Source organism: [Scytonema hofmanni] UTEX 2349 (assembly GCF_000582685.1).
GTDB lineage: Bacteria > Cyanobacteriota > Cyanobacteriia > Cyanobacteriales > Nostocaceae > Hassallia > Hassallia hofmanni.
In genome coordinates this window covers 2,153,119-2,176,471 of the sequence record NZ_KK073768.1, presented here as the reverse complement: position 1 = coordinate 2,176,471, position 23,353 = coordinate 2,153,119, and the positions used below count along the sequence as shown (strand labels likewise).

Genomic DNA, 23,353 nt, shown 5'->3' with positions numbered 1-23,353 from the left:
TTAGTGCCAATTCTTGTTAGCTTAAAGGAATGTTAATTAATGCTGAACATCTGCTGCAATACCAACGGTGTAAGCGGCGACCTTTTTTAGATATTTACGGTGATAAAAGGCAGCGAGATCCCGCCAATGACTTGCTGCAAAAATTGCTACAAGACAAAATCGCTCATCAACAGAGTATTTTGACACCGTTGAGCTATCACCAACCTGATTATCCTTATGGGGACTGGGAAACTGGGGCAAAAGCGACTTTAGAATTGATGCAACAAGGCGTAGATTGCATTTATAAAGGTGTGTTGTTAATTACTTATGGTGAAGAATACACTTTGCTTTCCCGTCCAGATTTACTATTCAAACAGCCAGGACAATCCAATTTTGGAGATTGGATGTACGTGCCGACGACTATCGAACTAGGTAAGCGTCCCAAACAAGAATATCAAGTTTCGGCAGCATTTCACGCCCAAGTTTTGGCGACGGTGCAAGGTGTTGAACCTGAAGCTGCTTGGTTGATATTGCGTACTAAAATGACGAGTTATGAGGTGGAGTTGTCTAAATGGACACCGCAAATGATCTCAATTTTGGAAGAGTTTATTCTAACTTTAGAATCATCTGCGGCACCAGAGGTGTTTATTGCCCGCCAGAAGTGTAATCTTTGTCACTGGTACAGTAGCTGTTATGCGATCGCTCATTCTCAAAAACACCTTTCACTATTACCAGGAGTCACACCCCTTCGCTACACTCAACTCCAAGCACTTTCCATCACAACAGTGGAATCTTTAGCGAAAACTCTTCCCCGCGAACTAGAAAATTTGGTTGGGTTTGACAGCGAAGTAGCGCTGAAGTTGGTAGTGCAAGCTGAATCTATAGTTAAAAATCGTCCGTTTCTCTTACCTTACGCGATACCAACAGAAGATATCACATTTACAGCGCCCATCGAGATTTTCTTTGATATTGAAGCGCAGCCAGATTTAAATTTAGATTATCTCTTAGGGGTTTTGGTAGTTGATAGACAAGCCAAAACCGAAAAATTTTATTCATTCCTGGCAGAAAAGGCAGAGGAAGAAGAATTAATTTGGCAGCAATTTTTGAACTTAGTTTGGCAGTATCCGGAAGCACCGATTTATCATTTCTGCGTTTACGAATTAGATACAGTCAAACGACTGGCGAGACTTTACCACACACCGCAGCGAGATGTAGCACCTGTATTGAATAGATTTGTGGATGTATATGAAGAATTAATACAAAGTGTTGCATTGCCGATAGAAAGCTATGCGTTGAAAGCGATCGCTAAATGGTTAGGATTTGAATGGCGGGATTCAGAGGCTAGTGGTGCTAAATGTATTTACTGGTATGACAAGTGGCTAGAAACAGGCGATCGGGCTTTGCTAGAAATTATCCAACGCTACAACGAAGACGACTGTCGCGCTACTCGCAACGTTAAAGACTGGCTAGCTAACTTTTTTCAAAATGAATATTATCTTCGTCAACATAAAATTCTTTCTAATTAAGTGTTAATTACTCAATAGCCAACAAGTTAGTGCGTACAGCAGGACACATTAAAATTTATTTTTCCCCTTTCCCTAATTTTCAAGTCAGGTAGGTGTAAATAAACAAATATTATTACTAAAGGGTTAATATCATGTTCGACAATTCAGACATGTTGTAGAGACCTTATACCATTTCTATATGAAGATGCGCCTAATTAGCCCAGAAAGGTGTTCCTTGTTTGTATAGCCCCAGCAATCTCGCACCTCTTCTTTGTAGCGTGCGCTTGGCACAGTGCGATAAAGCGCAGCCTCACATAGGATTGATATTACGAAAGAAACCTCTCCACGACGGTTGGAATGTTTTTATGAAGCTGATTAAGCGGACATGATATGATCTGCTTAAAACCCTGACCAAAAGCCAAGAGCGAAAATAGCGTTCATTATGAGCAAAAACCTTTATTATATTTAATTATACTGACTTACGTTAATAGTAGATATTCGTTATTAGCTATTTATGATATTCTATTTGTGTCTTTCGCTTTTTGACAATAGCTTATTATGCAGCTTATTAAAAAAGTCTTGACGAAACCAAAAATTATTTGGTTTTCTATTGCACTTGTCGTCATCAGCATCTTATTTTTATTCAACAACTTACCCATTAACGCGGTCGAAATAACAGACATAAATTTTATCGGACAAGCTACTTTACCAAACAATTTAACTTTCCAAAATACCACAATTGGAGGATTCTCAGGAATTACATACGACCCCCAAAAAAATCTTTATTACGCTATATCCGATGACCGTGGTCAAAAAGCTCCCGCACGATTTTACACCCTAAAAATAGACCTGACCAAAGGTAAATTGACAAATGGCGGCGTTGTTCCCGTCGGTGTTACCACATTGTTAAATGAAAATGGTCAGAAGTTCCCGACTGGTGAGACTGACACAGAAGGCATTGCTTTAACTAGCAAAGATACTGTATTTATTTCTTCTGAAGGCGATGTTAACCAATTAATCAATCCTTTTATTAAAGAATTCTCATTATCTTCTGGCAAAGAAATTACAACATTAGCAATACCTCAAAAATTTTTACCAGATAAAAATGGTAAACAAGGTATTCGTAACAATTTGGCATTTGAAAGCCTCACCATCACACCCAACGAAAAGAAACTGTTTACAGCCACCGAAAACGCATTAATTCAAGATGGTTCACAAGCCAAACCAAATACTAGTACTTCTTGCCGTATTTTGCAATATAACCTGCTGACTAAGCAGCTAGAAAAAGAATTTCTTTATCAGACTGAACCAGTCGCACCGCTTTTGGATATTTCTAAACATTTCGCTAGCGGTTTACCTGATTTACTTGCGGTTGATAATCGAGGTGACTTCCTTGGTTTAGAGCGGACTTTTACAGGCTTAGGGTTTTATATTGCTTTATTTCAGGTTTCCTTAGAAGAAGCCGATGACATTCACAATATCGAGAGTATGAAACAAGCTGATACCAAAAGCATTAAACCAGTTCAGAAAAAATTACTGTTAGATTTAAGAAAATTAGACGTGTTGCTAGACAACATCGAAGGTTTAACTTTTGGTTCAAAACTACCTGATGGACAACCCTCATTAATTCTTGTCAGCGACAACAATTTCAATCCTCTGCAACGCACTCAAATACTAGCCTTTAGACTCAGAATGGAATCAGGGCTGATCAGGTTACTACGCCGTTTAGTCCCACCGAACTTCAAGCTTTAACTGCTGCTGCGTCGTATTAGTAGGATATCTAATCTTCAATTTATTTCTTCAGTGTTTTTACGGTGATACTTAAGCAATTTAATTAACCTTAATTTCGGGTTACGTGTAATTTCTCATTCGCATTGCTTGATAAACATGTTACATAATATTTAAAAGCTTTTACATAGATATTCGGTGTGGTTTTATCAAAAATTCACCTTTATTTTTGTTATTTTTCATCTCACCTAATTGAATCTATAAAATACTTTATATTTTTAGAAGATAAAATTAGATATTAAAAAGAATGTTTTATTAATTTACTCTTAAAAACAATTATGGTAGCCAATAAAATTAATAGCATGGGAACGCCAAAAAAAGAATTAGATATTTATATAGGGAAATTTTTAAATAATCGATATTTAATTAGAGATTTAATTGGCAAAGGAGGTATGGGTAAAGTTTACCTAGCAGAAGACGCTGCAAAAAATGGGATGGCAGTTGCAATTAAAATCCTCTCGTTGAGTCTGGTAAATCAGCAAATGTCCCAGCGCTTTGTTAGAGAAATTTTTATTGGAGCTCAATTAGGTCGCAAAAGCAAACATATTGTCCGAGTATTGAGTTACGGAATTACCGAAGAAAAAATTCCTTTCTGTGTAATGGAATATCTTCCAGGTAAAAATTTAAAAAATTTTTTAAAAAACGAAACATTAACCCTACCGCAATTTTTAGATTTTTCTCATCAGATTTGTTTAGGGTTACAGTGCGCTCATCAAGGTATCAGCCTCAAAGGAGAGATTTATCCAGTTGTTCACCGAGATATTAAACCAGAAAACATATTTATCGTTGAAGATGTCAAAGTTGGAGCAATAGTAAAAATCCTTGATTTTGGTATCGCTAAGTTTTTAACAGAACGTGCTGGTATGACACTTACAGATTCTTTTATTGGCAGTTTACCTTACTGTTCTCCAGAACATATAGAAGGACGTAAACTGCTAGATATGCGTTCTGATATTTACAGTTTAGGAGTGTTGATGTTTGAGATGCTAACAGGGAAGCATCCATTTTACACAACAAGCCAATCCTTTGGCACTTGGTATCAGGCTCATCGCTTTCAAATACCACCAACCTTTGAGGAAGTGAATCCTCAAATCAAAATTCCTCAAAAATTAGAACAATTGGTAATAAGTTGTTTAGCAAAAGAAGCGAGCGATCGCCCACGAAATATCAGCCAAATTTTAACAATCTTAGAAAAGGTAAAAATACAGCTTAATGATAAAACTGACAATAGTAGCAATAGCTTGAAAAGCTCATCTTCCGTGCAATTAGTTCCTCTTACTTCAATATCAGAAAAAGAATGTTTGCACCAAGTTTGGCCTAAAAATAAACCAATTGCTATAATTGGTTTTCCACATTTACTACACACTCCTCAAGGAACTACGCCAACTTTTTGGGCAATGTTACCCAAAAAAGAAATTAGCAAATTTTTAGATAAAACAAATGGCACTGACTTTATTTCTAAAATGAATATCTATCCAATGATATTGTGGACAACAGTTTTATATAATGCCAATCTGCCTTTAACGCGGTGGTTGTCTTATTACTTGGATATGAAAGATAGTAAAGGACAAAAAATAGTGCAAATATTAGCAGAAACTGGTTACTATCATCTGCTATTTTTCGCTTTTGAAGAACCAACTAACTGCGCTCATGTCAAGACTTTAATTCTTACTCCTAGCCAGCGTCAGCAACTTGCAAATTGGTTAGAGCTTAGTGAAAATTCCTCTGAAGTTATTAATTCCAATCAAGCTAAAGTTATTCTCAAGGCAGAGTACGAAAAGATTAAACCAGAAATTTTACTAAATTTAACACTAAATAAAAAAAACACTAAATCAAATGTAAAATTTTGGCTATTAAAAATATTTTCTAATTTAATAAACTTTTTCTTGCGTCCGGAAAATATAGCATAATTAACTTAGACAATATTTAAATTTTTAATTGTGAAAGCGCAGAGGTTTTAAAAGTGAATAAAAGTGCATTTGCTTGTCATAATAAGACTGAATTGCTTGCCAATCGTTATCAAATAAAGCAGCTAATTGGTAAGGGAGGTATGGGTGAAGTATTTTTAGCTTCGGACATCTTATTAGGAGGAATACCAGTTGCCATCAAGTTCCTTTCTCAAACAGTTACAAATCCTCGGATGCAAGAGGACTTTGCCCGTGAAGCTCGTACATGTGCAATTTTAAGTCAAAAAAGCTTACATATAGTCCGGGCACATGATTATGGCGTGAGTGAACAAGGCAAACCATTTTACGTCATGGAATATCTGTGCGGCAAGAGTTTAAAGGATTTAATTCCTATCCCTTTGGCGATGTTTATTACTCTTGGACGGCAGATTTGTTTAGGCTTACAATGCGCTCATGAAGGTATTAAGATTGACGAAGAAATATATCAGCTAGTTCATAAAGATATTAAACCAGCCAATATATTAGTTATACCCGATCCGATATTAGGTCAGTTAGCAAAAATTTTAGACTTTGGAATTGCTAAATTTTTAAAGTCTTCGGCAACAACCAGCACAACTAGAGGATTTAATGGTACTTTGCCCTACTGTTCCCCGGAACAATTAGAAGGAGAAAAATTAGATAATCGCTCTGATATTTATAGTCTGGGTGTAACAATGTATGAAATGCTTACAGGTAAAAAACCTTGGCAACCAGAAACCGACTTATTTGGTGCTTGGTATAAAGCACATCACTTTGAAACTCCAAGAGCGATCGCCGATATTAATCCCAACCTCAAATTACCCAAAGAGCTTGATGATTTAATCATGGCTTGTCTTGCGAAAGCACCTTCAGAGCGTCCCCAAAATATTACCCAAGTCTTAAACATCTTAGAAAAACTAGATCAGTCCACTTATCTGGTCTCCTTGCCTGCAACTTTAATCAAAGCAGAGTACACCGCTAGCATCACTTCCTTATCCGCAAGTGGCTACAACGCTCGTGACCTCCTTTCAGGTTCAACACTTTGGCGGCACGGTACAGGCAACCGCCAAGTGTTGAACCCCAACGCGCTAGCTCCCCTCTCCCCCATCTCCCCAGCTTTTCCCTTGGGTTCTGGCTTACCTTTAATAGTAGAAAAAGCCTGTTGGAAACTATTTTGGCCTCAAGACAAACCAATTCAGGAAATTGTTTTTCCTCAACTTATCAACGTTGAACAAGGATTCGCAGCACTACTGCTGATGATGTCTAAAAAAGAGATAAACAACCGCGCTTTTTGTACTCGTTACAACCAATTTATTTTTGTCACCTCTCCCCATCCGATGCTGCTGTGGCTGACTGTACTTTATAACAAAGGACTCGAACCCAAGTGGCTTCCCTGCTACCTGGATATGCAAAATCCCCAAAATCAGAAATTAGTGTCTTCATTGGCTGAAAATGAACGCTATCCTCTGATTTTCTTTACTTCAGAAGCACCCCATTCCTGCGCCAATGTAATTAGTAGTGGCATCGATCCAACTCAGCGGCAAATGTTGAAAACCTGGCTAGAACACAGTCAAAGCTTACCTCCCTCATCTTTGTCCCAGTTGAGTAAAAACCTCTTAAAACAGGAGTATAAAAAAATGCAATTTCATATATTGCGGCATCTCCAATGCCATAGATAAGGTAATGGGGACAAGGAGACAAGGAGACAAGGAGACTGGTTGCTAACCACTAACAACTAACCACTAACAACTAACAACCAACAAATAACTAATTTCCAAAAAAGCTTGACAAACAGACAGAGAATGAGCATAATTGGAAAAGTGCAATGTTGTGGGACTGTAGTTCAATTGGTTAGAGCACCGCCCTGTCACGGCGGAAGTTGCGGGTTCGAGCCCCGTCAGTCCCGTTAAATAAATAAGTTTGGATTGAATCCAAAATCTAAGCTACATTAATCATGCTTTAGTGAAGAGAGAATCTGCTGTGACTGTCAGAGTGCGTATTGCTCCAAGTCCAACTGGGAATTTGCATATTGGTACGGCGAGAACCGCTGTATTTAACTGGTTATTTGCCCGTCACCAAGGCGGCAAATTTATTTTGAGAATTGAAGATACAGATATCGAGCGATCGCGTCCCGAATATACTGAAAATATCCTAGAGGGACTGCGCTGGTTAGGATTAACTTGGGATGAAGGACCATTTTTCCAATCCCAACGCCTGGATATCTACAAACAAGCAGTAAAAAGCCTCCTAGATAAACAGTTGGCTTATCGCTGCTACACCACCTCCGAAGAACTAGAGGCTTTGCGAGAAGCTCAAAAAGCCAGAAACGAGGCTCCCCGCTACGACAACCGTCATCGCAACCTCACCCCTTCTCAACAAGCAGCTTTTGAGGCAGAAGGGCGTAGCTTTGTGATTCGCTTCAAAATTGAAGACAACCGGGAAATTGTTTGGAATGACCTGGTACGGGGAAACATGAGCTGGCAAGGCAGCGATTTGGGCGGTGATATGGTCATCGCTCGTGCCGCAGAAGATGGAATTGGTCAGCCACTGTACAATTTTGCGGTTGTAGTTGATGACATGGATATGCAAATCAGCCACGTCATCAGAGGAGAAGACCACATTGCCAACACAGCCAAACAAATTCTGCTTTATGAAGCCTTTGGCGCAAAAATTCCCGAATTTGCCCACACACCCCTGATTTTGAACATCGATGGGCGCAAGCTTTCCAAACGGGATGGTGTTACTTCCATCTTTGACTTCAAGGAAATGGGCTTCACCTCGGAAGCTTTAGTCAATTACATGACCTTATTAGGTTGGTCGGCTCCAGACTCAACGCAGGAAATCTTCACCTTAGAAGAAGCTGCCAAGCAATTCGGCTTTGAGCGCGTGAATAAAGCAGGAGCGAAATTTGACTGGGCGAAACTTGATTGGTTGAACAGTCAGTATATTCACTCAATGCCAGTGGATAAATTGACAGATTTGATTATTCCCTATTGGGAGAAAGAAGGATATAAATTTGACCAAGGACGAGAACGTTCTTGGTTAGAGCAGTTAGTTACTTTAATTCAGCCAAGCATGACTCGTTTGACGGATGCGGTAGCGATGAGCCAACTGTTTTTCACCCAAACAGTACCATTTAGCGATGAGGCAGTGGCTCAATTAAAGCAAGACGGTGTTGCTGCTACATTACAGGGGATTATCGCTGCTGTAGATAATCAGCAACTGAGTGAATCTAGCGCCCAAGACATTATCAAACAGGTAGTTAAACAGCAAAATGTCAAGAAAGGTTTGGTAATGCGTAGTCTCCGTGCCGCTTTAACTGGAGATGTTCACGGTCCGGACTTAATTCAATCGTGGTTACTACTTAATCAGATTAATTTAGATAAGCCGCGCTTGATTGAGGCGATCGCAAAAAGTAATTAGCCATTACTTGTAAAGACGTTCCGTCCGGAACGTCTCTACGATTGATTGCATAATGGGTGCAACTAGGTAATTATTTTTTAGCGATCGCTATGCAGGATAAAAGTTTGTGTTCTCCTGAAATTCAGTAGTCAATTCCTCGCGTCTTGGGAACTTGATGTGTAAAATTAGTGTCTTAAAAAACACTTAGAAAAATCCTGTAAATAAAATGCCGAAAACATTACTAAATAGAGGGATAAAATTATCGTTCACGATAGTTACGCTTTTAGTGGCATCAGCAATTAATACTGTTGCTTATGCTCAAGAAGTGCCACCACCCATATTTGGAGATATTCGTGTTGGCGGCAAGTTTTCCCCAGACCCCTTGGTAGTTCGAGGTATGAGTGGTGGTTCCATACGTGCCAGAAGAGTCGCTGGGAGAGCAGAAACTGCAACGGGTCCCTGTACTGGGTTTGTGGATGAAGAACCAGATCATACCTTGGAGCTAATAAATAGATTCGACTACCTGAAGTTAGAAGTAGACAGTCCGGAAGATACTACACTGATCGTCATCGGACCTGGTGGCAGCTGGTGTAATGATGAGTTTGACGGCGAAAATCCCGGCATTGTTGGCGAATGGCTTCCTGGAATTTACAAAATTTGGATTGGTTCTTACCACAAAAACAGGTATCTCCCTTACACTCTAGAGATTACAGAAGCAAAGTAAATGAGAATACTTGTAAAGACTCACTTTTCAAGGCAATTTTTATTGCCTTGAAAAGCAGTTTTAAGTGTTACCTGTATTCATAGTGAGCACGAACCCATCTTCGACCCTGACGTGTTCTCTCCCAATGTCCAGGAATATACACCCGACGCTGCTGCCTACCTCGCGCAACGTATACTGGTCTGCCTTGAGATGCGTGAACACGAGGGTTGACGATGACCTCTAGTGCTGATGCCGATGTTGGTATGGAGGCAATAGCTAATGGTAGAGCAACTATTATGCCAGCGATAATCCGTTTCATCACGAAATCTCCTTTACTCAATTATTTTCGGTTGAGCCAGCAAACTTTTATGTGGCTTGATGTCTCATGCCTTAATCGTATAAATGGAAGCGAATGCACAGTAGTGAGTAAAGTAAGAAAACATACCGTTACTTTAGTGGTAATTTAGTATCTGATTAACGTCATGTTTGTTCGGTTATAAGTATATTTAGCTAGATTATCGATTAGAGAAAATTCTCCATTCCCGACTTACTCAGTTTCTTTTTTGGTGGATTGTATTAGAATTAAGTTAAATTTAATTAAGATTCTTAATGATGTTATGGATTTGCCGTAGCGCTTCAATAGCTCTATGAGGATGCATGTAAAACATCAGATTAAACAAAATGGATTTATAAACATCCGTTTCACAGCGTAGTGACAGGGTAAGCAAAAAAAGGATGAACGATGAAGGATAAAGTAGTATGCTTCGGTTCGAGCCGCAAAATTATACTTCATACTTCGCACTTCAGCCGGAACTTGTCAGCACCATCAGTTACTACTGGTTAATTGTATTGGCATCTAGAGGCAAATTAAAATGAAATTCTCTTGGAGAGTCCTAGTACTCTGGACATTGCCTGCTTTGGTAATTGGCTTTTTCTTCTGGCAAGGAGCGTTTGCTGGCTCTCCTGCGGACATGACTAAAAACACAGCTAGTACCCGCATGACCTATGGTCGGTTTCTGGAATACTTGGATGCAGATCGAGTCACAAGCGTGGATCTTTATGAAGGTGGTAGGACAGCAATTGTCGAAGCGGTCGATCCAGAACTCGATAATCGCGTCCAACGAGTGCGGGTAGACTTGCCGATGAGCGCTCCTGAGCTAATTTCTAAGCTGAAAACCAAAGGAATTAGTTTTGATGCTCACCCGATGCGGAATGATGGAGCTATCTGGGGACTTTTAGGTAATCTGATTTTTCCAATTCTATTGATTACTGGATTGTTCTTTTTGTTCCGACGCTCTAGCAACCTTCCTGGTGGTCCTGGACAAGCGATGAATTTTGGCAAGTCTAAAGCTCGCTTTCAAATGGAGGCAAAAACAGGAGTCAAATTTGACGACGTAGCAGGCATCGAAGAAGCTAAAGAAGAACTGCAAGAAGTTGTCACCTTCCTGAAACAACCAGAAAAATTTACTGCTGTAGGTGCACGTATTCCCAAAGGAGTGCTGTTAGTTGGACCTCCGGGAACTGGTAAAACTTTACTAGCAAAAGCGATCGCTGGCGAAGCTGGTGTACCTTTCTTTAGTATTTCCGGTTCGGAATTCGTAGAAATGTTCGTTGGTGTCGGTGCGTCTCGCGTGCGCGATTTGTTCAAGAAAGCGAAAGACAACGCTCCTTGTATCATTTTTATCGATGAAATTGATGCCGTAGGTAGACAGCGCGGTGCTGGTATCGGTGGCGGTAACGATGAAAGAGAGCAAACCCTAAACCAACTCCTCACGGAGATGGATGGTTTTGAAGGTAACACTGGCATCATTATTATTGCGGCTACCAACCGTCCTGATGTATTAGACGCAGCATTATTGCGTCCCGGACGCTTTGACAGACAAGTAACTGTTGATCCACCGGATATCAAAGGACGCTTGGAAATCTTGCAAGTTCACGCCCGGAATAAGAAACTAGATAAGAGTGTATCTTTAGAAGCGATCGCTCGCCGTACTCCTGGTTTCACTGGTGCTGATTTAGCTAACTTACTCAACGAAGCAGCTATTCTCACCGCCAGACGCCGTAAAGAAGGTATGACTCTGGCAGAAGTTGATGACGCAGTTGATCGCGTTGTTGCGGGGATGGAAGGTACTCCTTTGGTAGATAGTAAGAGCAAACGCTTGATTGCTTACCACGAAATCGGACACGCTTTGGTCGGGACGTTGCTTAAAGACCATGACCCAGTACAAAAAGTTACCCTCATTCCACGGGGACAAGCGCAGGGTTTAACTTGGTTTACTCCCAACGAAGAACAAGGCTTAATTTCCCGCTCTCAGTTGAAAGCAAGAATTACTGGTGCTTTGGGTGGTCGCGCAGCTGAAGATGTGATTTTTGGTCATGCGGAAGTGACTACTGGTGCGGGTGGAGATTTGCAACAGTTGTCAGGAATGGCACGACAAATGGTAACACGTTTCGGGATGTCTGACTTGGGTCCGCTGTCTTTGGAAAGTCAGCAAGGAGAAGTATTCTTGGGTCGTGATTGGACGACGCGATCTGAATATTCCGAAGCGATCGCTCGTCGCATCGATTCCCAAGTTCGGGAAATTGTCGAGCAGTGTTATGACTTAGCAAAGCGATTGATTCGCGAAAATCGCACCGTCACCGATCGCTTGGTGGATTTGCTCATCGAAAAGGAAACTATTGATGGCGAAGAATTCCGTCAGATTCTAGCTGAATACACTGAAGTACCTGAAAAGCAACAGTACGCACCTCAGTTGTAATGTATCCAGCATTTCCGGAATTGGATTTGAAGCAACTGTAGTCATACGTGCTTTCAGCGAACGTTGTTAGGGGGATGGTATTTACCATTCCCTTTTTTTTTGAGTGTGGCTATATAGCACAAGGCAGCTTTGCTGGAGGCAGAAGGTTTATCATTAGTATTGCTTATTCCTATTTCTTCAACTGCTGTACAAACGCAGTATGTTCTGGTGACTTCAATCCTGCTTGCACCACCTCCAACACTCGCACCATCTGATTATTTAACAGCGCCTCCACTGCCAACCACAAACCCGGAAACACCTGAGAGCGAATAATTCCATCTGTACCGGGAGATAGCAATCGATAATCGCCATCTGTTAGGCAAAACCATTCAATTTGATTCTCGTAGGATTGCCAGATTACGTACTCCAACACCCCATTACGGCGATAAACCTGCTTTTTACTGCCTGTATCAATCGCAACACTACTCGCTGCAATTTCAACAATCAATTCGGGAGATCCTTCAATGTAACCGTCGCTGCTCAAACGGGTTTGTCCGCCTGCGTTTGGTTCAATAAACAGCACTGCATCTGGCTGAGGTTCGTTATCTAAATCTAGTCTGACTGTCGGTTCAACGCTCAAGTCAACACCGGGAGTTAGTGATTGGTAGACTCCTAACCAAGTTATGATTCGACTGTGGGGTTTGCCATGTTGCTCATGTCTTAAGGGAGATGCCACGTAAACGATTCCTTCAATCAGTTCTGCTTTCTTGATATGGGGTGCAGCTGCATAACGTCGCTCAAATTCAGGACGAGTTAGGCGATCGCCACTTTCAAGCGGAGGCAGATGTCTCTGGGACGAATTGGATTGTGTTTGGGGTGAGTACTCTCTAACCATTTGCCAATCCTTGTAATTGCCGGATACTTGTAACTTTAGCAAACGTCAGTTATCAGTTACATTAATACTACAAAACTTCTAAATAGCTAAGGACAGACTTGTGCTAAAAACTAACGATCCTCACCTTATCCCTCTGTGCTGCTCCCTAGAAGGTTTATCGGTGGGAGATGCTTTTGGAGAGCGCTTTTTTCTGCATCCAGATGTGGTTGAAAGTTTGGTGGCAGCGCGTGCCATACCAGCATCGCCGTGGTATTATACTGACGATACTCAGATGGCACTTTCGATTGTGTCTATCCTGAGAGAATGCGGGGAAATTGACCAAGATAAGTTAGCACAAAGCTTTGCTAAATATTACGTGCGCGATCGCGGTTATGGTGCGGCAATGCACAAATTGCTCGCAAAGATACAGAATGGCGAACCTTGGCAAAAAGTAGCCAGTAGTTTATTTGACGGACAAGGTTCTTATGGTAATGGTGCAGCGATGCGGGTTGCACCTGTGGGAGCATATTTTGCTGACGATTTGGATTTGGTTGTCATCCAAGCGCGAAAAAGTGCAGAAATTACTCACACTCATCCGGAAGCGATCGCCGGCGCTATTGCTGTAGCGATCGCAGCAGCTTTGGCACTTGCATTAAAAGATTCTTTACCTAGTAAAGAAGAATTTCTCAACCTTATTTTGCCTTATGTCCCAGAAACCGAGGTGAAATCAAAGATACGTCAAGCTCGCGATTTATCGGAAAAAACTTCAGTAAAATCAGCCGCTGCTATATTAGGAAATGGCACTTATATCTCTGCACAAGATACCGTTCCTTTTTCGTTATGGTGTGCTGCTCAACACCTAAACAACTACGAAGAAGCACTATGGTTAACGGTGAGTGGCTTAGGCGACAGGGATACCACTTGCGCCATTGTCGGCGGTATTGTTGCGCTGTCTGCTGGTGTGGAAAGCATCCCCACCGAGTGGTTGCAAGCGCGAGAACCTTTACCCAACTTAGATGGATAAACTATTACTTTGTTCCGTCCTACGGGAGCAAACGAACTGGCTTTGATTCGAGAAAGTGGTTATCGAGAGTTTCCACCGCGATTACCAGAACAGCCGATTTTTTACCCAGTACTTAACGAAGAATACGCTGTACAAATTGCCCGCGATTGGAATGCAGCAACGAATCATACAGGCATTGGCTATGTAACGCGCTTCCAAGTGAAGGCAGATTTTTTAAGTAGCTATTCAGTTAAAACCGTAGGAGCTTTGATGTATCAAGAATATTGGATACCTGCGGAAGATTTGTTAAAATTTAATCACAATATTGTGGGTTTGATTGAAGTGATAGCTGAGTTTCGCAAACAAACAGAGTGAAAGATCGAAATAATGAAGATGGGAAGTTAGGACAATATATCAGGCAGCTTACGACTTTTGGTATTCTGATAATAATGTTTGCGTAGTAGATAATGTACCACCTAAGTATCTACAAAAGATAAAAACACTTTAGTTTTCTTAACATTTATTAGTTATCTCTTACGATAGAAGAATAAGTTGATAATTAATTGATAAAGTAATAGCAAGATTCTTGATGGACTAGAAAATGAACATTATTGCTTGGATTATTCTGGGTCTTATAGCCGGAGCGATCGCCAAAGCTATTTACCCCGGTCGTCAAGGCGGTGGTATTCTCACAACAATGATTTTAGGTATAATCGGCGCTTTTGTTGGGGGAACCATAGTTACTGTCTTACAGACAGGAACACTACAATTTTCTGCCGCTACTCTCAGTATTCCTGGTCTAATTGTTGCTGTAATTGGTGCTATGATTGCTATTTTCCTTTGGGGATTAATTGCTGGACGTACCAGTGCCTAGTTGAATGGCAATAAGAATTGTGGTTAGAGTTTATTGATTAGTAACTAACCTCTTACTATTTCAAGTATATAAAAATACTCCACAGGCGTTAAGCAAGTGGAGTATTTAGTTATATATCCAGGTAAAAATTAATCGTGATTGTTTTACCCATTAAATATGTATACCACACTCTGTTTTACCCATACCCCGCCAGCGTCCAGCCCGTTCGTCTTCGCCTTCGCCTACTTTGGTGGTGATGGGTTCGTCGCCAATGCTAGGATAACCTTGGTCGTGTAGGGGGTTGTAGATAACGCCGTGTTCAGCAACGTAATCCCAGCTGTCTTTGCGTGTCCATGCAGCCAGGGGATTAACTTTCAGGCGCACCTGGTTATCTAATTCAAATACAGGCATATTAGCACGAGTTACGGCTTGGTCACGACGACGACCTGTAATCCAAGCAACTGTGTTTAGTTCGTCTAAACCACGTTGCAAAGGTTCTATTTTTGTTACATGGTGAAATTGAGTAATATCCTTATCCCAAAGTGCTTCACCGTATTTAGCTGTAAAGGCTTCACGAGTATCTACATCAGGATTTTTATACGTTTTCAGATCGAGATTGTATAGTTCTTTGGCTTTAGCAACTAGTTCTAAAGTTTCGGGAAAGTGATACAGCGTGTCAAGAAATATTACTGGGACTGGGTATTTGAGTTCACTATAAAGAATATGAGTGATTACCAAGTCATCCACGTTAAAAGCACTGGTTTGTACTAGTCCAGTTGGGATGTTCTCTTGTGACCATGCCAAAATATCTTTCGGATGCGCGGTTTCAAACTGCTTGTTTAGTTGCTCTAAATCAAAATCGCCAATTTTGCTTGTAAATTCCTTAGAAGCGGTTGTCATACTTTTTTAGTTGAATTGTTTTTACCTTGTTTAAGATTTATTTTACATTATCAAGGCACATTTCCCGGTAGGTAATAAGGTATTTACAAGATTCGGAAATCACTACCGAGGAAGACAAGCCAAGGACACAGCGAGTGTGTATTTTTCCCCGTTGTTCATGCAGCGTCTAGGCAAAGAGAGGAATTTGTAGAAGATGGATGTAGCTGATTGGGTGTTTCACCATAAAGCTAGGGATGCCCTCAGACTTGCTACAATTCTGATGACTCTACCATCATTTGGGAGTGCTATCCACCAAACAGTGGACATTACTAGACAACTAGTACTGCCACTGGACAGATAGCCAGTCTCAGTCCGCAAGCGGACTACGTTAAGAAGGTCATGACACCTACAAGTGCTTTCCAGCTTGTAGCTCCTGTCGTCAAAGATTAAACAGATCTATTTGGTTAAGTCAGTGTCTTTGACCTAACAAGCCTTCTTAACATTGACGAGGAAAACATTACCTGAGAAATCAGAGTTGGTTTTCTAGGTTTCCATTCAAAAAACCTAGATTAAATCTATGCTTTGCTCGCTTTGTCCACCTTTGTTCAATGAAGAGCGTGATTAGAGGCGTAGCGATCGCGAATCAAAAGTAAATATAAAAATCGCACCTGCACATCCCAGCAAGAAAATAATGTAATCTTATACTACATGAGGATCTGAAAGTAGAAGTAAGGCTTACAATGCATTGTTAGCCCAAACTTCAAACAAAAGCCAGATATTTGGCAGAACCGTAAATTAAAGATGAACGCTACACAAGAACAACTTAAAGTAAAACTTCAACAAGCGATGGGAGCGGCTTTTGGCGAGGAATACGCCGAAATAGACCCAATTTTGGTATCTACAAGCAATCCTAAATTTGGTGATTATCAAGCGAACGTATCCTTATCCTTAGCGAAAAAGCTAGGACAACAGCCAAGAGCGATCGCTTCTGGTATCCTTGACAAATTGGATGTAAGTGATATCTGCGAACCTCCAGAAATTGCCGGTCCTGGCTTTATCAATCTCAAACTGAAAATAGCATACCTGGAAGTACTACTCAACGGGATTCAGACCGATCCTCGCTTGGGGATAGCACTCACCAAAAACCCAAAGCGCGTAATTGTCGATTATCCCAGTCCGAACATAGCCAAAGAAATGCATGTAGGACATTTGCGTGCAGCTGTGATTGGAGATTGCATTTCCCGAATTTTAGAATTTGTTGGTGATGACGTACTGCGGGTTAGTCATGTAGGAGACTGGGGAACACCGTTTGGAATGCTTATAGCCTACTTGCAAACCGAATACCCAGAAGCGCTGACAACCGATGAGACATTAGATTTGGGAGATTTGTCTTCATTTTACCGTCAGGCAAAAAAACGGTTTGATACCGATGACAAGTTTAAAGAACTTGCTCGACAGGCTGTGGTACAGTTACAGGCGGGTGATGAAGAAACTCTGCTATCATGGAAGATTGTCTGTCAACTATCTAGTAAATCGTACCAAGTAATTTACAATTTAATGGGGATTGCTCGCTTTATTGAGCGCGGTGAATCCTTCTACAATGCATTGTTACCTGAAGTAGTAGAAGAGTTGGAAAAACTGGGGCTATTGGTAGAAAATCAAGGAGCCAAATGCGTTTTTCTCGAAGGTTTTACAAATAGGGATGGTGAACCTCTACCTTTAATTGTGCAAAAGTCGGATGGGGGTTATAATTATGCAGCTACGGATTTAGCCGCAATTCGTTATCGGGTTAATGTAGATAAAGCTCAAAGGGTGATTTATCCAGTTGGTGCAGAACAGGCTAATCATTTTGCCCAGATTTTTCAAGTGGGACGGCGATCTGGTTGGATTACAGATAATATGGAATTTGTCCATGTACCCTTTGGTTTAGTGTTGGGTGAAGATGGTCAGAAGTTAAAAACTCGGTCTGGGGATGCGGTAAGATTGCAGGACTTGTTGGATGGTGCGATCGCTCATGCCCGTGCTGACCTAGAAAAAAGATTACAAGAAGACAAGCGTGAAGAAACTGAAGAATTCATCAACAAAGTTGCTGAGGTAGTTGGTATCAGCGCGGTTAAATATGCCGATCTCAGCCAAAACCGTACCAGCAACTACATCTTTAGCTATGAAAAAATGCTGGCTCTGCAAGGTAATACAGCACCTTATATGTTGTATGCTTATGCGCGGATTCAGGGAATTAGCCGCAAGGGTGGGATTAACTTTGAGCAGTTAGGAGACAATGCGAAAGTTTTATTGCAGCACGAAACAGAAATAACCTTGGCAAAGCATATATTGCAGTTGGATGAAGTTATTAGTCCTATTGAGCAAGATTTATTACCGAATCGTTTGTGCGAGTATTTATTTCAACTAAGCCAGAAGTTCAATTTGTTTTACGATCGCGATCGTGGGGTAAGAGTGTTGCAGGCAGAAGAACCGTTGCGGACATCTCGGTTAGTGCTATGCGATTTGACTGCTAAAACCCTGAAACTGGGACTTTCATTGTTGGGAATTGAGGTATTGGAAAGGATGTAGATGTTCCAATGGCTTTAAAATTTTCTCACGTCAACCCAAGATAAATTTGTAAATAGTCACTGTATGAAGAGGTAAGAATGAAATGAAGCAATCATTCTTGCTACTTCCGAGACTAATTTTACGGCTGAAGAGATTGGCTTATGCGATCGTGATGATAAGAGTATTGCTTTACTTAAAAACGCGCTGTTGAAATCTCTGAAGCTGATTTTCTTGCATCAAGCTGAGAAGCGCGACTGATTGCGCTGGCGTGTAGCACTCCGTCCTTCTGGCGTGCCCCTTGGACGTTGCAACAGAAGAGCGATCCGTGTGGTGGAACTGAACATCGTGCCGCACTGCACAGCCTACACGATCCATGAGGAGCTAAAAAAAACTCAAGCCCCATTTACGGCAGGGCTGTTTCATTCCCTAAAAGGCTCGCACTCTTCAAGGGTTCAGGAGATGAAAAATAAGCTTGGCATTTAATTTTAGGCTTCAATTTGGTCACGAATTCATGACTTTTGCCCTGATATTTATCGCCAATCATATTGACAAAATACGTACCTTGTCGAATGAAACAGCCCTGCCATTTACGGGAGTGTTGAGTCATTTTGCCAGAGCAAGACGGCGATTTCCTGAAAGAAAGCCGCACTCTACAATACCTTTCAGCCAGAACAGGCAAGATGTCTCCTCAATCGCCTTGAAATCCATCACACGCCTAAACATGGTTCATGGCTAAATATGGCGGAAATCGAACTTGCCGCCCTTACATGCCAGTCCCTCCACAAACGCATCCCAGATATTGCACTTTCCAAACCGAATTACGCGCTTGGAACACCCATCGAAACAACGCTCAAACCAAAATTGACTGGCGATTTACCACCGCAGACGCCAGAACAAAACTCAAACGCCTGTACCCAGTTTTTAGTGATTAAGGTCTACTAGTGTCGAGATTAACGTTCAAATCAGGTCAGTTCTCGAACAACATCCTTTAATAAACACTCACGCAACAGCTGAGCTAACAACACTTACAGCCGTGAAACATCAAACTTGCTAACAACTTTATTACTTGCCTTCTAGACTGGGAGCAACACTATAGGCTGAAACGCTTTAATCACAACAGTTTCAAGTAACAACAAAAAAAGCTCAAAAAATAATTTGAGAAAAGAGTTGACAAGAAAGAGTGGACTCGCTATATTGAATAAGTGCCGGAAGAGCGAGCGCCAAAAAGCGGACTCAGAAGGAGACCGAACCATGAAAATATTATAGTTTGAAAGCAAGTATAAAACAACTTGTACGCGTCAGTCAAATAAAAAACCAGACTGAGGTTATAAAAGAGCAGTCAGTTATTAGAGCTAAGAAACAATCCAAAACGGAGAGTTTGATCCTGGCTCAGGATGAACGCTGGCGGTATGCTTAACACATGCAAGTCGAACGGAGTACTTCGGTACTTAGTGGCGGACGGGTGAGTAACGCGTGAGAATCTGCCTTCAGGTTCGGGACAACCACTGGAAACGGTGGCTAATACCGAATGTGCAGCAATGTGAAATATTTATAGCCTGGAGATGAGCTCGCGTCTGATTAGCTAGTAGGTGTGGTAAGAGCGCACCTAGGCGACGATCAGTAGCTGGTCTGAGAGGATGATCAGCCACACTGGGACTGAGACACGGCCCAGACTCCTACGGGAGGCAGCAGTGGGGAATTTTCCGCAATGGGCGAAAGCCTGACGGAGCAATACCGCGTGAGGGAGGAAGGCTCTTGGGTTGTAAACCTCTTTTCTCAGGGAAGAACACAATGACGGTACCTGAGGAATAAGCATCGGCTAACTCCGTGCCAGCAGCCGCGGTAATACGGAGGATGCAAGCGTTATCCGGAATGATTGGGCGTAAAGCGTCCGCAGGTGGCTTTGTAAGTCTGCTGTTAAATAGTGAGGCTTAACCTCATAAAGGCAGTGGAAACTACAAGGCTAGAGTGCGTTCGGGGCAGAGGGAATTCCTGGTGTAGCGGTGAAATGCGTAGAGATCAGGAAGAACACCGGTGGCGAAAGCGCTCTGCTAGGCCGCAACTGACACTGAGGGACGAAAGCTAGGGGAGCGAATGGGATTAGATACCCCAGTAGTCCTAGCCGTAAACGATGGATACTAGGCGTGGCTTGTATCGACCCGAGCCGTGCCGTAGCTAACGCGTTAAGTATCCCGCCTGGGGAGTACGCAGGCAACTGTGAAACTCAAAGGAATTGACGGGGGCCCGCACAAGCGGTGGAGTATGTGGTTTAATTCGATGCAACGCGAAGAACCTTACCAGGACTTGACATGTCGCGAATCCCTGTGAAAGCAGGGAGTGCCTTCGGGAGCGCGAACACAGGTGGTGCATGGCTGTCGTCAGCTCGTGTCGTGAGATGTTGGGTTAAGTCCCGCAACGAGCGCAACCCTCGTTTTTAGTTGCCATCATTAAGTTGGGCACTCTAGAGAGACTGCCGGTGACAAACCGGAGGAAGGTGGGGATGACGTCAAGTCAGCATGCCCCTTACGTTCTGGGCTACACACGTACTACAATGCTACGGACAAAGGGCAGCTACACAGCGATGTGATGCTAATCTCATAAACCGTAGCTCAGTTCAGATCGCAGGCTGCAACTCGCCTGCGTGAAGGAGGAATCGCTAGTAATTGCAGGTCAGCATACTGCAGTGAATTCGTTCCCGGGCCTTGTACACACCGCCCGTCACACCATGGAAGCTGGTAGTGCCCGAAGTCATTACCCCAACCTTCGGGGGGGGGATGCCTAAGGCAGGACTGGTGACTGGGGTGAAGTCGTAACAAGGTAGCCGTACCGGAAGGTGTGGCTGGATCACCTCCTTTAAAGGAGACCTACCCACTCAGATATCGAAAACTTTGTAGTAATTAGATATTGAGTTGGTCATCCTTAAGGTCGGTCGCGACAGTTGTAATGTATCTTTCAAACTATATTTTGGTTCGGAATTGGGCTATTAGCTCAGGTGGTTAGAGCGCACCCCTGATAAGGGTGAGGTCCCTGGTTCGAGTCCAGGATGGCCCACCTGAACAAGTAAAAACAGAAAAGTCAAAAGTATTCTTACTTTGAACTTTTAATTTTTCACTTGACTCTGGGGGTTTAGCTCAGTTGGTAGAGCGCCTGCTTTGCAAGCAGGATGTCAGCGGTTCGAGTCCGCTAACCTCCACCAGTAGTAGATAAAGGAAAATTCAGCAACTGAGCAAAACGAGCCAGACTGCTGGATATATTTCCAGCGATAGAACCTTGAAAACTGCATAGTGAAGCGAATAAGATAGCAGACACAGACACAGAGATAATTTGAGTCGTGTTTGGATTAATGTTACCAATTGTTTTATTGGTCAAGCTAATAAGGGCTAACGGTGGATACCTAGGCACGCAGAGGCGATGAAGGACGTGGTTACCGACGATATGCTCCGGGGAGTTGGAAGCAAACATTGAGCCGGAGATTTCCGAATGGGGCAACCCCAAGTACTACCTATTGAATATATAGATAGGTAAGAGCCAACCCAGCGAACTGAAACATCTTAGTAGCTGGAGGAAGAGAAATCAATAGAGATTCCCTAAGTAGTGGTGAGCGAACGGGGAAAAGCCTAAACCAAAAAGTTTACTTTTTGGGGTAGTGGGACAGCATTGTCGAATCCGGAGGTTAGACGAAGCAGCGAAATACTGCACCAGAGAAGGTGAAAGTCCTGTAATTGAAAACTGCCCGGATAGTAGCTGTATCCCGAGTAGCATGGGGCACGAGGAATCCCATGTGAATCAGCGAGGACCATCTCGTAAGGCTAAATACTACTGCGTGACCGATAGTGAACCAGTACCGCGAGGGAAAGGTGAAAAGAACCCCAAATGGGGAGTGAAATAGAACATGAAACCGTTAGCTTACAAGCAGTGGAAGTCCGATTCAACGGATGACCGCGTGCCTGTTGAAGAATGAGCCGGCGACTTATAGGCACTGGTAGGTTAAGGCGTATATAGCCGCAGCCACAGGGAAACCGAGTCTGAATAGGGCGTTATATCAGTGTTTATAGACCCGAACCCTGGTGATCTAACCATGTCCAGGATGAAGCTTGGGTAACACCAAGTGGAGGTCCGCACCGACCGATGTTGAAAAATCGGCGGATGAGGTGTGGTTAGGGGTGAAATGCCAATCGAACCAGGAGCTAGCTGGTTCTCCCCGAAATGTGTTTAGGCGCAGCGGTAATGATTATAGTCTGGGGGTAAAGCACTGTTTCGGTGCGGGCTGGGAGACCGGTACCAAATCGAGACAAACTCTGAATACCAGATGCACACATTGCCAGACAGACAGTGGGGGATAAGCTTCATTGTCAAGAGGGAAACAGCCCAGACCACCAGCTAAGGTCCCCAAATCATCGCTAAGTGATAAAGGAGGTGAGAGTGCACAGACAACTAGGAGGTTTGCCTAGAAGCAGCCACCCTATAATGAGTGCGTAATAGCTCACTAGTCAAGCGCTCTCGCGCCGAAAATGAACGGGGCTAAGCGATGTACCGAAGCTGTGGGATATGTAAAAAATATCGGTAGGGGAGCGTTCCGTATTAGGTAGAAGCACTAGCGGCGAGCAGGTGTGGACGAAACGGAAGTGAGAATGTCGGCTTGAGTAGCGCAAATATTGGTGAGAATCCAATACCCCGAAACCCTAAGGGTTCCAGAGCCAGGTTCGTCCCCTCTGGGTTAGTCAGGTCCTAAGGCGAGGTCGAACGGCGTAGTCGATGGACAACGGGTGAATAATCCCGTACTCAATTGAATTTGTGCAGAGGGACGGAGGAGGCAAATGTCAGCCGGATGTTGGTTACCGGTTCAAGGGTTAAGGTGTTGAGAGTCGGTGAAAACGATTCGAGCCAAGACCGGAGTACGACCCGATACGTCGGGGAAGTGGCATAGTCTGACTTCCAAGAAAAGCTCTAACCACGTTAAATTCAATTGACCTGTACCCGAAACCGACACAGGTAGGGTGGTTGAGAATACTAAGGGGCGCGAGATAACTCTCTCTAAGGAACTCGGCAAAATGGCCCCGTAACTTCGGAAGAAGGGGTGCCCACTGTCACAAGTGGGTCGCAGTGAAGAGATCCAGGCGACTGTTTACCAAAAACACAGGTCTCCGCAAACTC

At 42.6% G+C, this 23,353-nt stretch carries 15 protein-coding genes, 3 tRNA genes, 1 rRNA gene, 1 pseudogene and 3 other annotated features; of the genes and pseudogenes, 16 read left to right on the top strand and 4 right to left on the bottom strand.

Translation table 11 applies throughout. From position 1 onward, the window contains the following. Positions 1–29: 29 nt before the first annotated feature. From TOL9009_RS0114800 to TOL9009_RS0114770, 7 genes are all read left to right on the top strand, one after another. Positions 30–1,505, top strand: coding sequence for a TM0106 family RecB-like putative nuclease (locus tag TOL9009_RS0114800; RefSeq protein ID WP_029633492.1), 1,476 nt, complete (start codon positions 30–32; stop codon positions 1,503–1,505). 537 nt (positions 1,506–2,042) lie between these two features. Next, the gene (locus tag TOL9009_RS0114795) at positions 2,043–3,236 is read left to right on the top strand and encodes an esterase-like activity of phytase family protein (RefSeq protein WP_029633491.1); all 1,194 of its coding nucleotides are present in this window, start codon (positions 2,043–2,045) and stop codon (positions 3,234–3,236) included. A gap of 314 nt (positions 3,237–3,550) precedes the next feature. Further along, complete coding sequence (locus TOL9009_RS0114790) at positions 3,551–5,182, top strand: serine/threonine protein kinase (protein WP_398344627.1); 1,632 nt, start codon at positions 3,551–3,553, stop codon at positions 5,180–5,182. Between the two features lie 53 nt (positions 5,183–5,235). Continuing rightward, positions 5,236–6,876: a serine/threonine protein kinase gene (locus TOL9009_RS0114785; protein WP_029633489.1), complete on the top strand. Its 1,641-nt coding sequence runs from the start codon at positions 5,236–5,238 to the stop codon at positions 6,874–6,876. Between the two features lie 153 nt (positions 6,877–7,029). After that, positions 7,030–7,103: transfer RNA gene (locus TOL9009_RS0114780), tRNA-Asp, on the top strand. Positions 7,104–7,177: 74 nt separating this feature from the next. Continuing rightward, on the top strand, positions 7,178–8,620 hold the full coding sequence (gltX, locus tag TOL9009_RS0114775; RefSeq protein ID WP_029633488.1) for a glutamate--tRNA ligase: 1,443 nt from the start codon (positions 7,178–7,180) through the stop codon (positions 8,618–8,620). Positions 8,621–8,825: 205 nt separating this feature from the next. Beyond that, complete coding sequence (locus TOL9009_RS0114770; RefSeq protein WP_029633487.1) at positions 8,826–9,323, top strand: hypothetical protein; 498 nt, start codon at positions 8,826–8,828, stop codon at positions 9,321–9,323. Positions 9,324–9,390: 67 nt separating this feature from the next. Here TOL9009_RS0114770 and TOL9009_RS43495 read toward each other — a convergent pair whose 3' ends face one another. After that, positions 9,391–9,621 (bottom strand): hypothetical protein, encoded by a 231-nt coding sequence (locus TOL9009_RS43495; protein WP_072022141.1) that lies wholly within the window; start codon positions 9,619–9,621, stop codon positions 9,391–9,393. A gap of 553 nt (positions 9,622–10,174) precedes the next feature. On the opposite strand from TOL9009_RS43495, the gene ftsH2 reads away from it, so the two are divergent. After that, on the top strand, positions 10,175–12,061 hold the full coding sequence (gene ftsH2 / locus TOL9009_RS0114765) for an ATP-dependent zinc metalloprotease FtsH2 (protein ID WP_029633486.1): 1,887 nt from the start codon (positions 10,175–10,177) through the stop codon (positions 12,059–12,061). 169 nt (positions 12,062–12,230) lie between these two features. Here ftsH2 and TOL9009_RS0114760 read toward each other — a convergent pair whose 3' ends face one another. Then, positions 12,231–12,935, bottom strand: coding sequence for a Uma2 family endonuclease (locus TOL9009_RS0114760; protein ID WP_029633485.1), 705 nt, complete (start codon positions 12,933–12,935; stop codon positions 12,231–12,233). 100 nt (positions 12,936–13,035) lie between these two features. On the opposite strand from TOL9009_RS0114760, the gene TOL9009_RS0114755 reads away from it, so the two are divergent. The 3 genes from TOL9009_RS0114755 to TOL9009_RS0114745 all read left to right on the top strand — a co-directional run bounded on the left by TOL9009_RS0114755 (position 13,036) and on the right by TOL9009_RS0114745 (position 14,791). Further along, entirely contained in the window at positions 13,036–13,938 is a 903-nt protein-coding gene (locus TOL9009_RS0114755; RefSeq protein ID WP_063628689.1) for an ADP-ribosylglycohydrolase family protein, read from the top strand. A 9-nt stretch (positions 13,939–13,947) separates the two neighbouring features. Then, positions 13,948–14,292 (top strand): hypothetical protein, encoded by a 345-nt coding sequence (locus tag TOL9009_RS47320; RefSeq protein ID WP_199341418.1) that lies wholly within the window; start codon positions 13,948–13,950, stop codon positions 14,290–14,292. A 226-nt stretch (positions 14,293–14,518) separates the two neighbouring features. Next, positions 14,519–14,791 (top strand): GlsB/YeaQ/YmgE family stress response membrane protein, encoded by a 273-nt coding sequence (locus tag TOL9009_RS0114745; protein ID WP_029633482.1) that lies wholly within the window; start codon positions 14,519–14,521, stop codon positions 14,789–14,791. Between the two features lie 150 nt (positions 14,792–14,941). Here the strand turns inward: TOL9009_RS0114745 and cysH are convergent, their stop codons facing one another. Further along, the gene (gene cysH / locus TOL9009_RS0114740; protein WP_029633481.1) at positions 14,942–15,670 is read right to left on the bottom strand and encodes a phosphoadenosine phosphosulfate reductase; all 729 of its coding nucleotides are present in this window, start codon (positions 15,668–15,670) and stop codon (positions 14,942–14,944) included. Positions 15,671–16,450: 780 nt separating this feature from the next. On the opposite strand from cysH, the gene argS reads away from it, so the two are divergent. From argS to TOL9009_RS0114705, 5 genes and pseudogenes are all read left to right on the top strand, one after another. Beyond that, positions 16,451–18,220 (top strand): arginine--tRNA ligase, encoded by a 1,770-nt coding sequence (gene argS / locus TOL9009_RS0114730; RefSeq protein WP_029633480.1) that lies wholly within the window; start codon positions 16,451–16,453, stop codon positions 18,218–18,220. Between the two features lie 621 nt (positions 18,221–18,841). After that, a pseudogene (locus TOL9009_RS0114720) lies at positions 18,842–19,131 on the top strand (IS630 family transposase); the annotation flags it as partial. A gap of 434 nt (positions 19,132–19,565) precedes the next feature. Beyond that, positions 19,566–21,054 (top strand): 16S ribosomal RNA (locus TOL9009_RS0114715). Positions 21,055–21,176: 122 nt separating this feature from the next. Next, positions 21,177–21,250, top strand: a tRNA-Ile gene (locus TOL9009_RS0114710). Between the two features lie 69 nt (positions 21,251–21,319). Next, positions 21,320–21,395: transfer RNA gene (locus tag TOL9009_RS0114705), tRNA-Ala, on the top strand. Here TOL9009_RS0114705 and TOL9009_RS45670 read toward each other — a convergent pair. Then, positions 21,383–21,568, bottom strand: a complete 186-nt coding sequence (locus tag TOL9009_RS45670) for a hypothetical protein (RefSeq protein WP_144238240.1) — start codon at positions 21,566–21,568, stop codon at positions 21,383–21,385. The two genes, TOL9009_RS0114705 and TOL9009_RS45670, sit on opposite strands and share 13 nt — an antisense overlap. Before the next feature lie 8 nt (positions 21,569–21,576). Continuing rightward, positions 21,577–22,107, top strand: a sequence feature (23S ribosomal RNA rRNA prediction is too short). 7 nt (positions 22,108–22,114) lie between these two features. Continuing rightward, positions 22,115–22,838: a sequence feature (23S ribosomal RNA rRNA prediction is too short), on the top strand. 14 nt (positions 22,839–22,852) lie between these two features. Beyond that, positions 22,853–23,217: a sequence feature (23S ribosomal RNA rRNA prediction is too short), on the top strand. Positions 23,218–23,353: the final 136 nt, after the last annotated feature.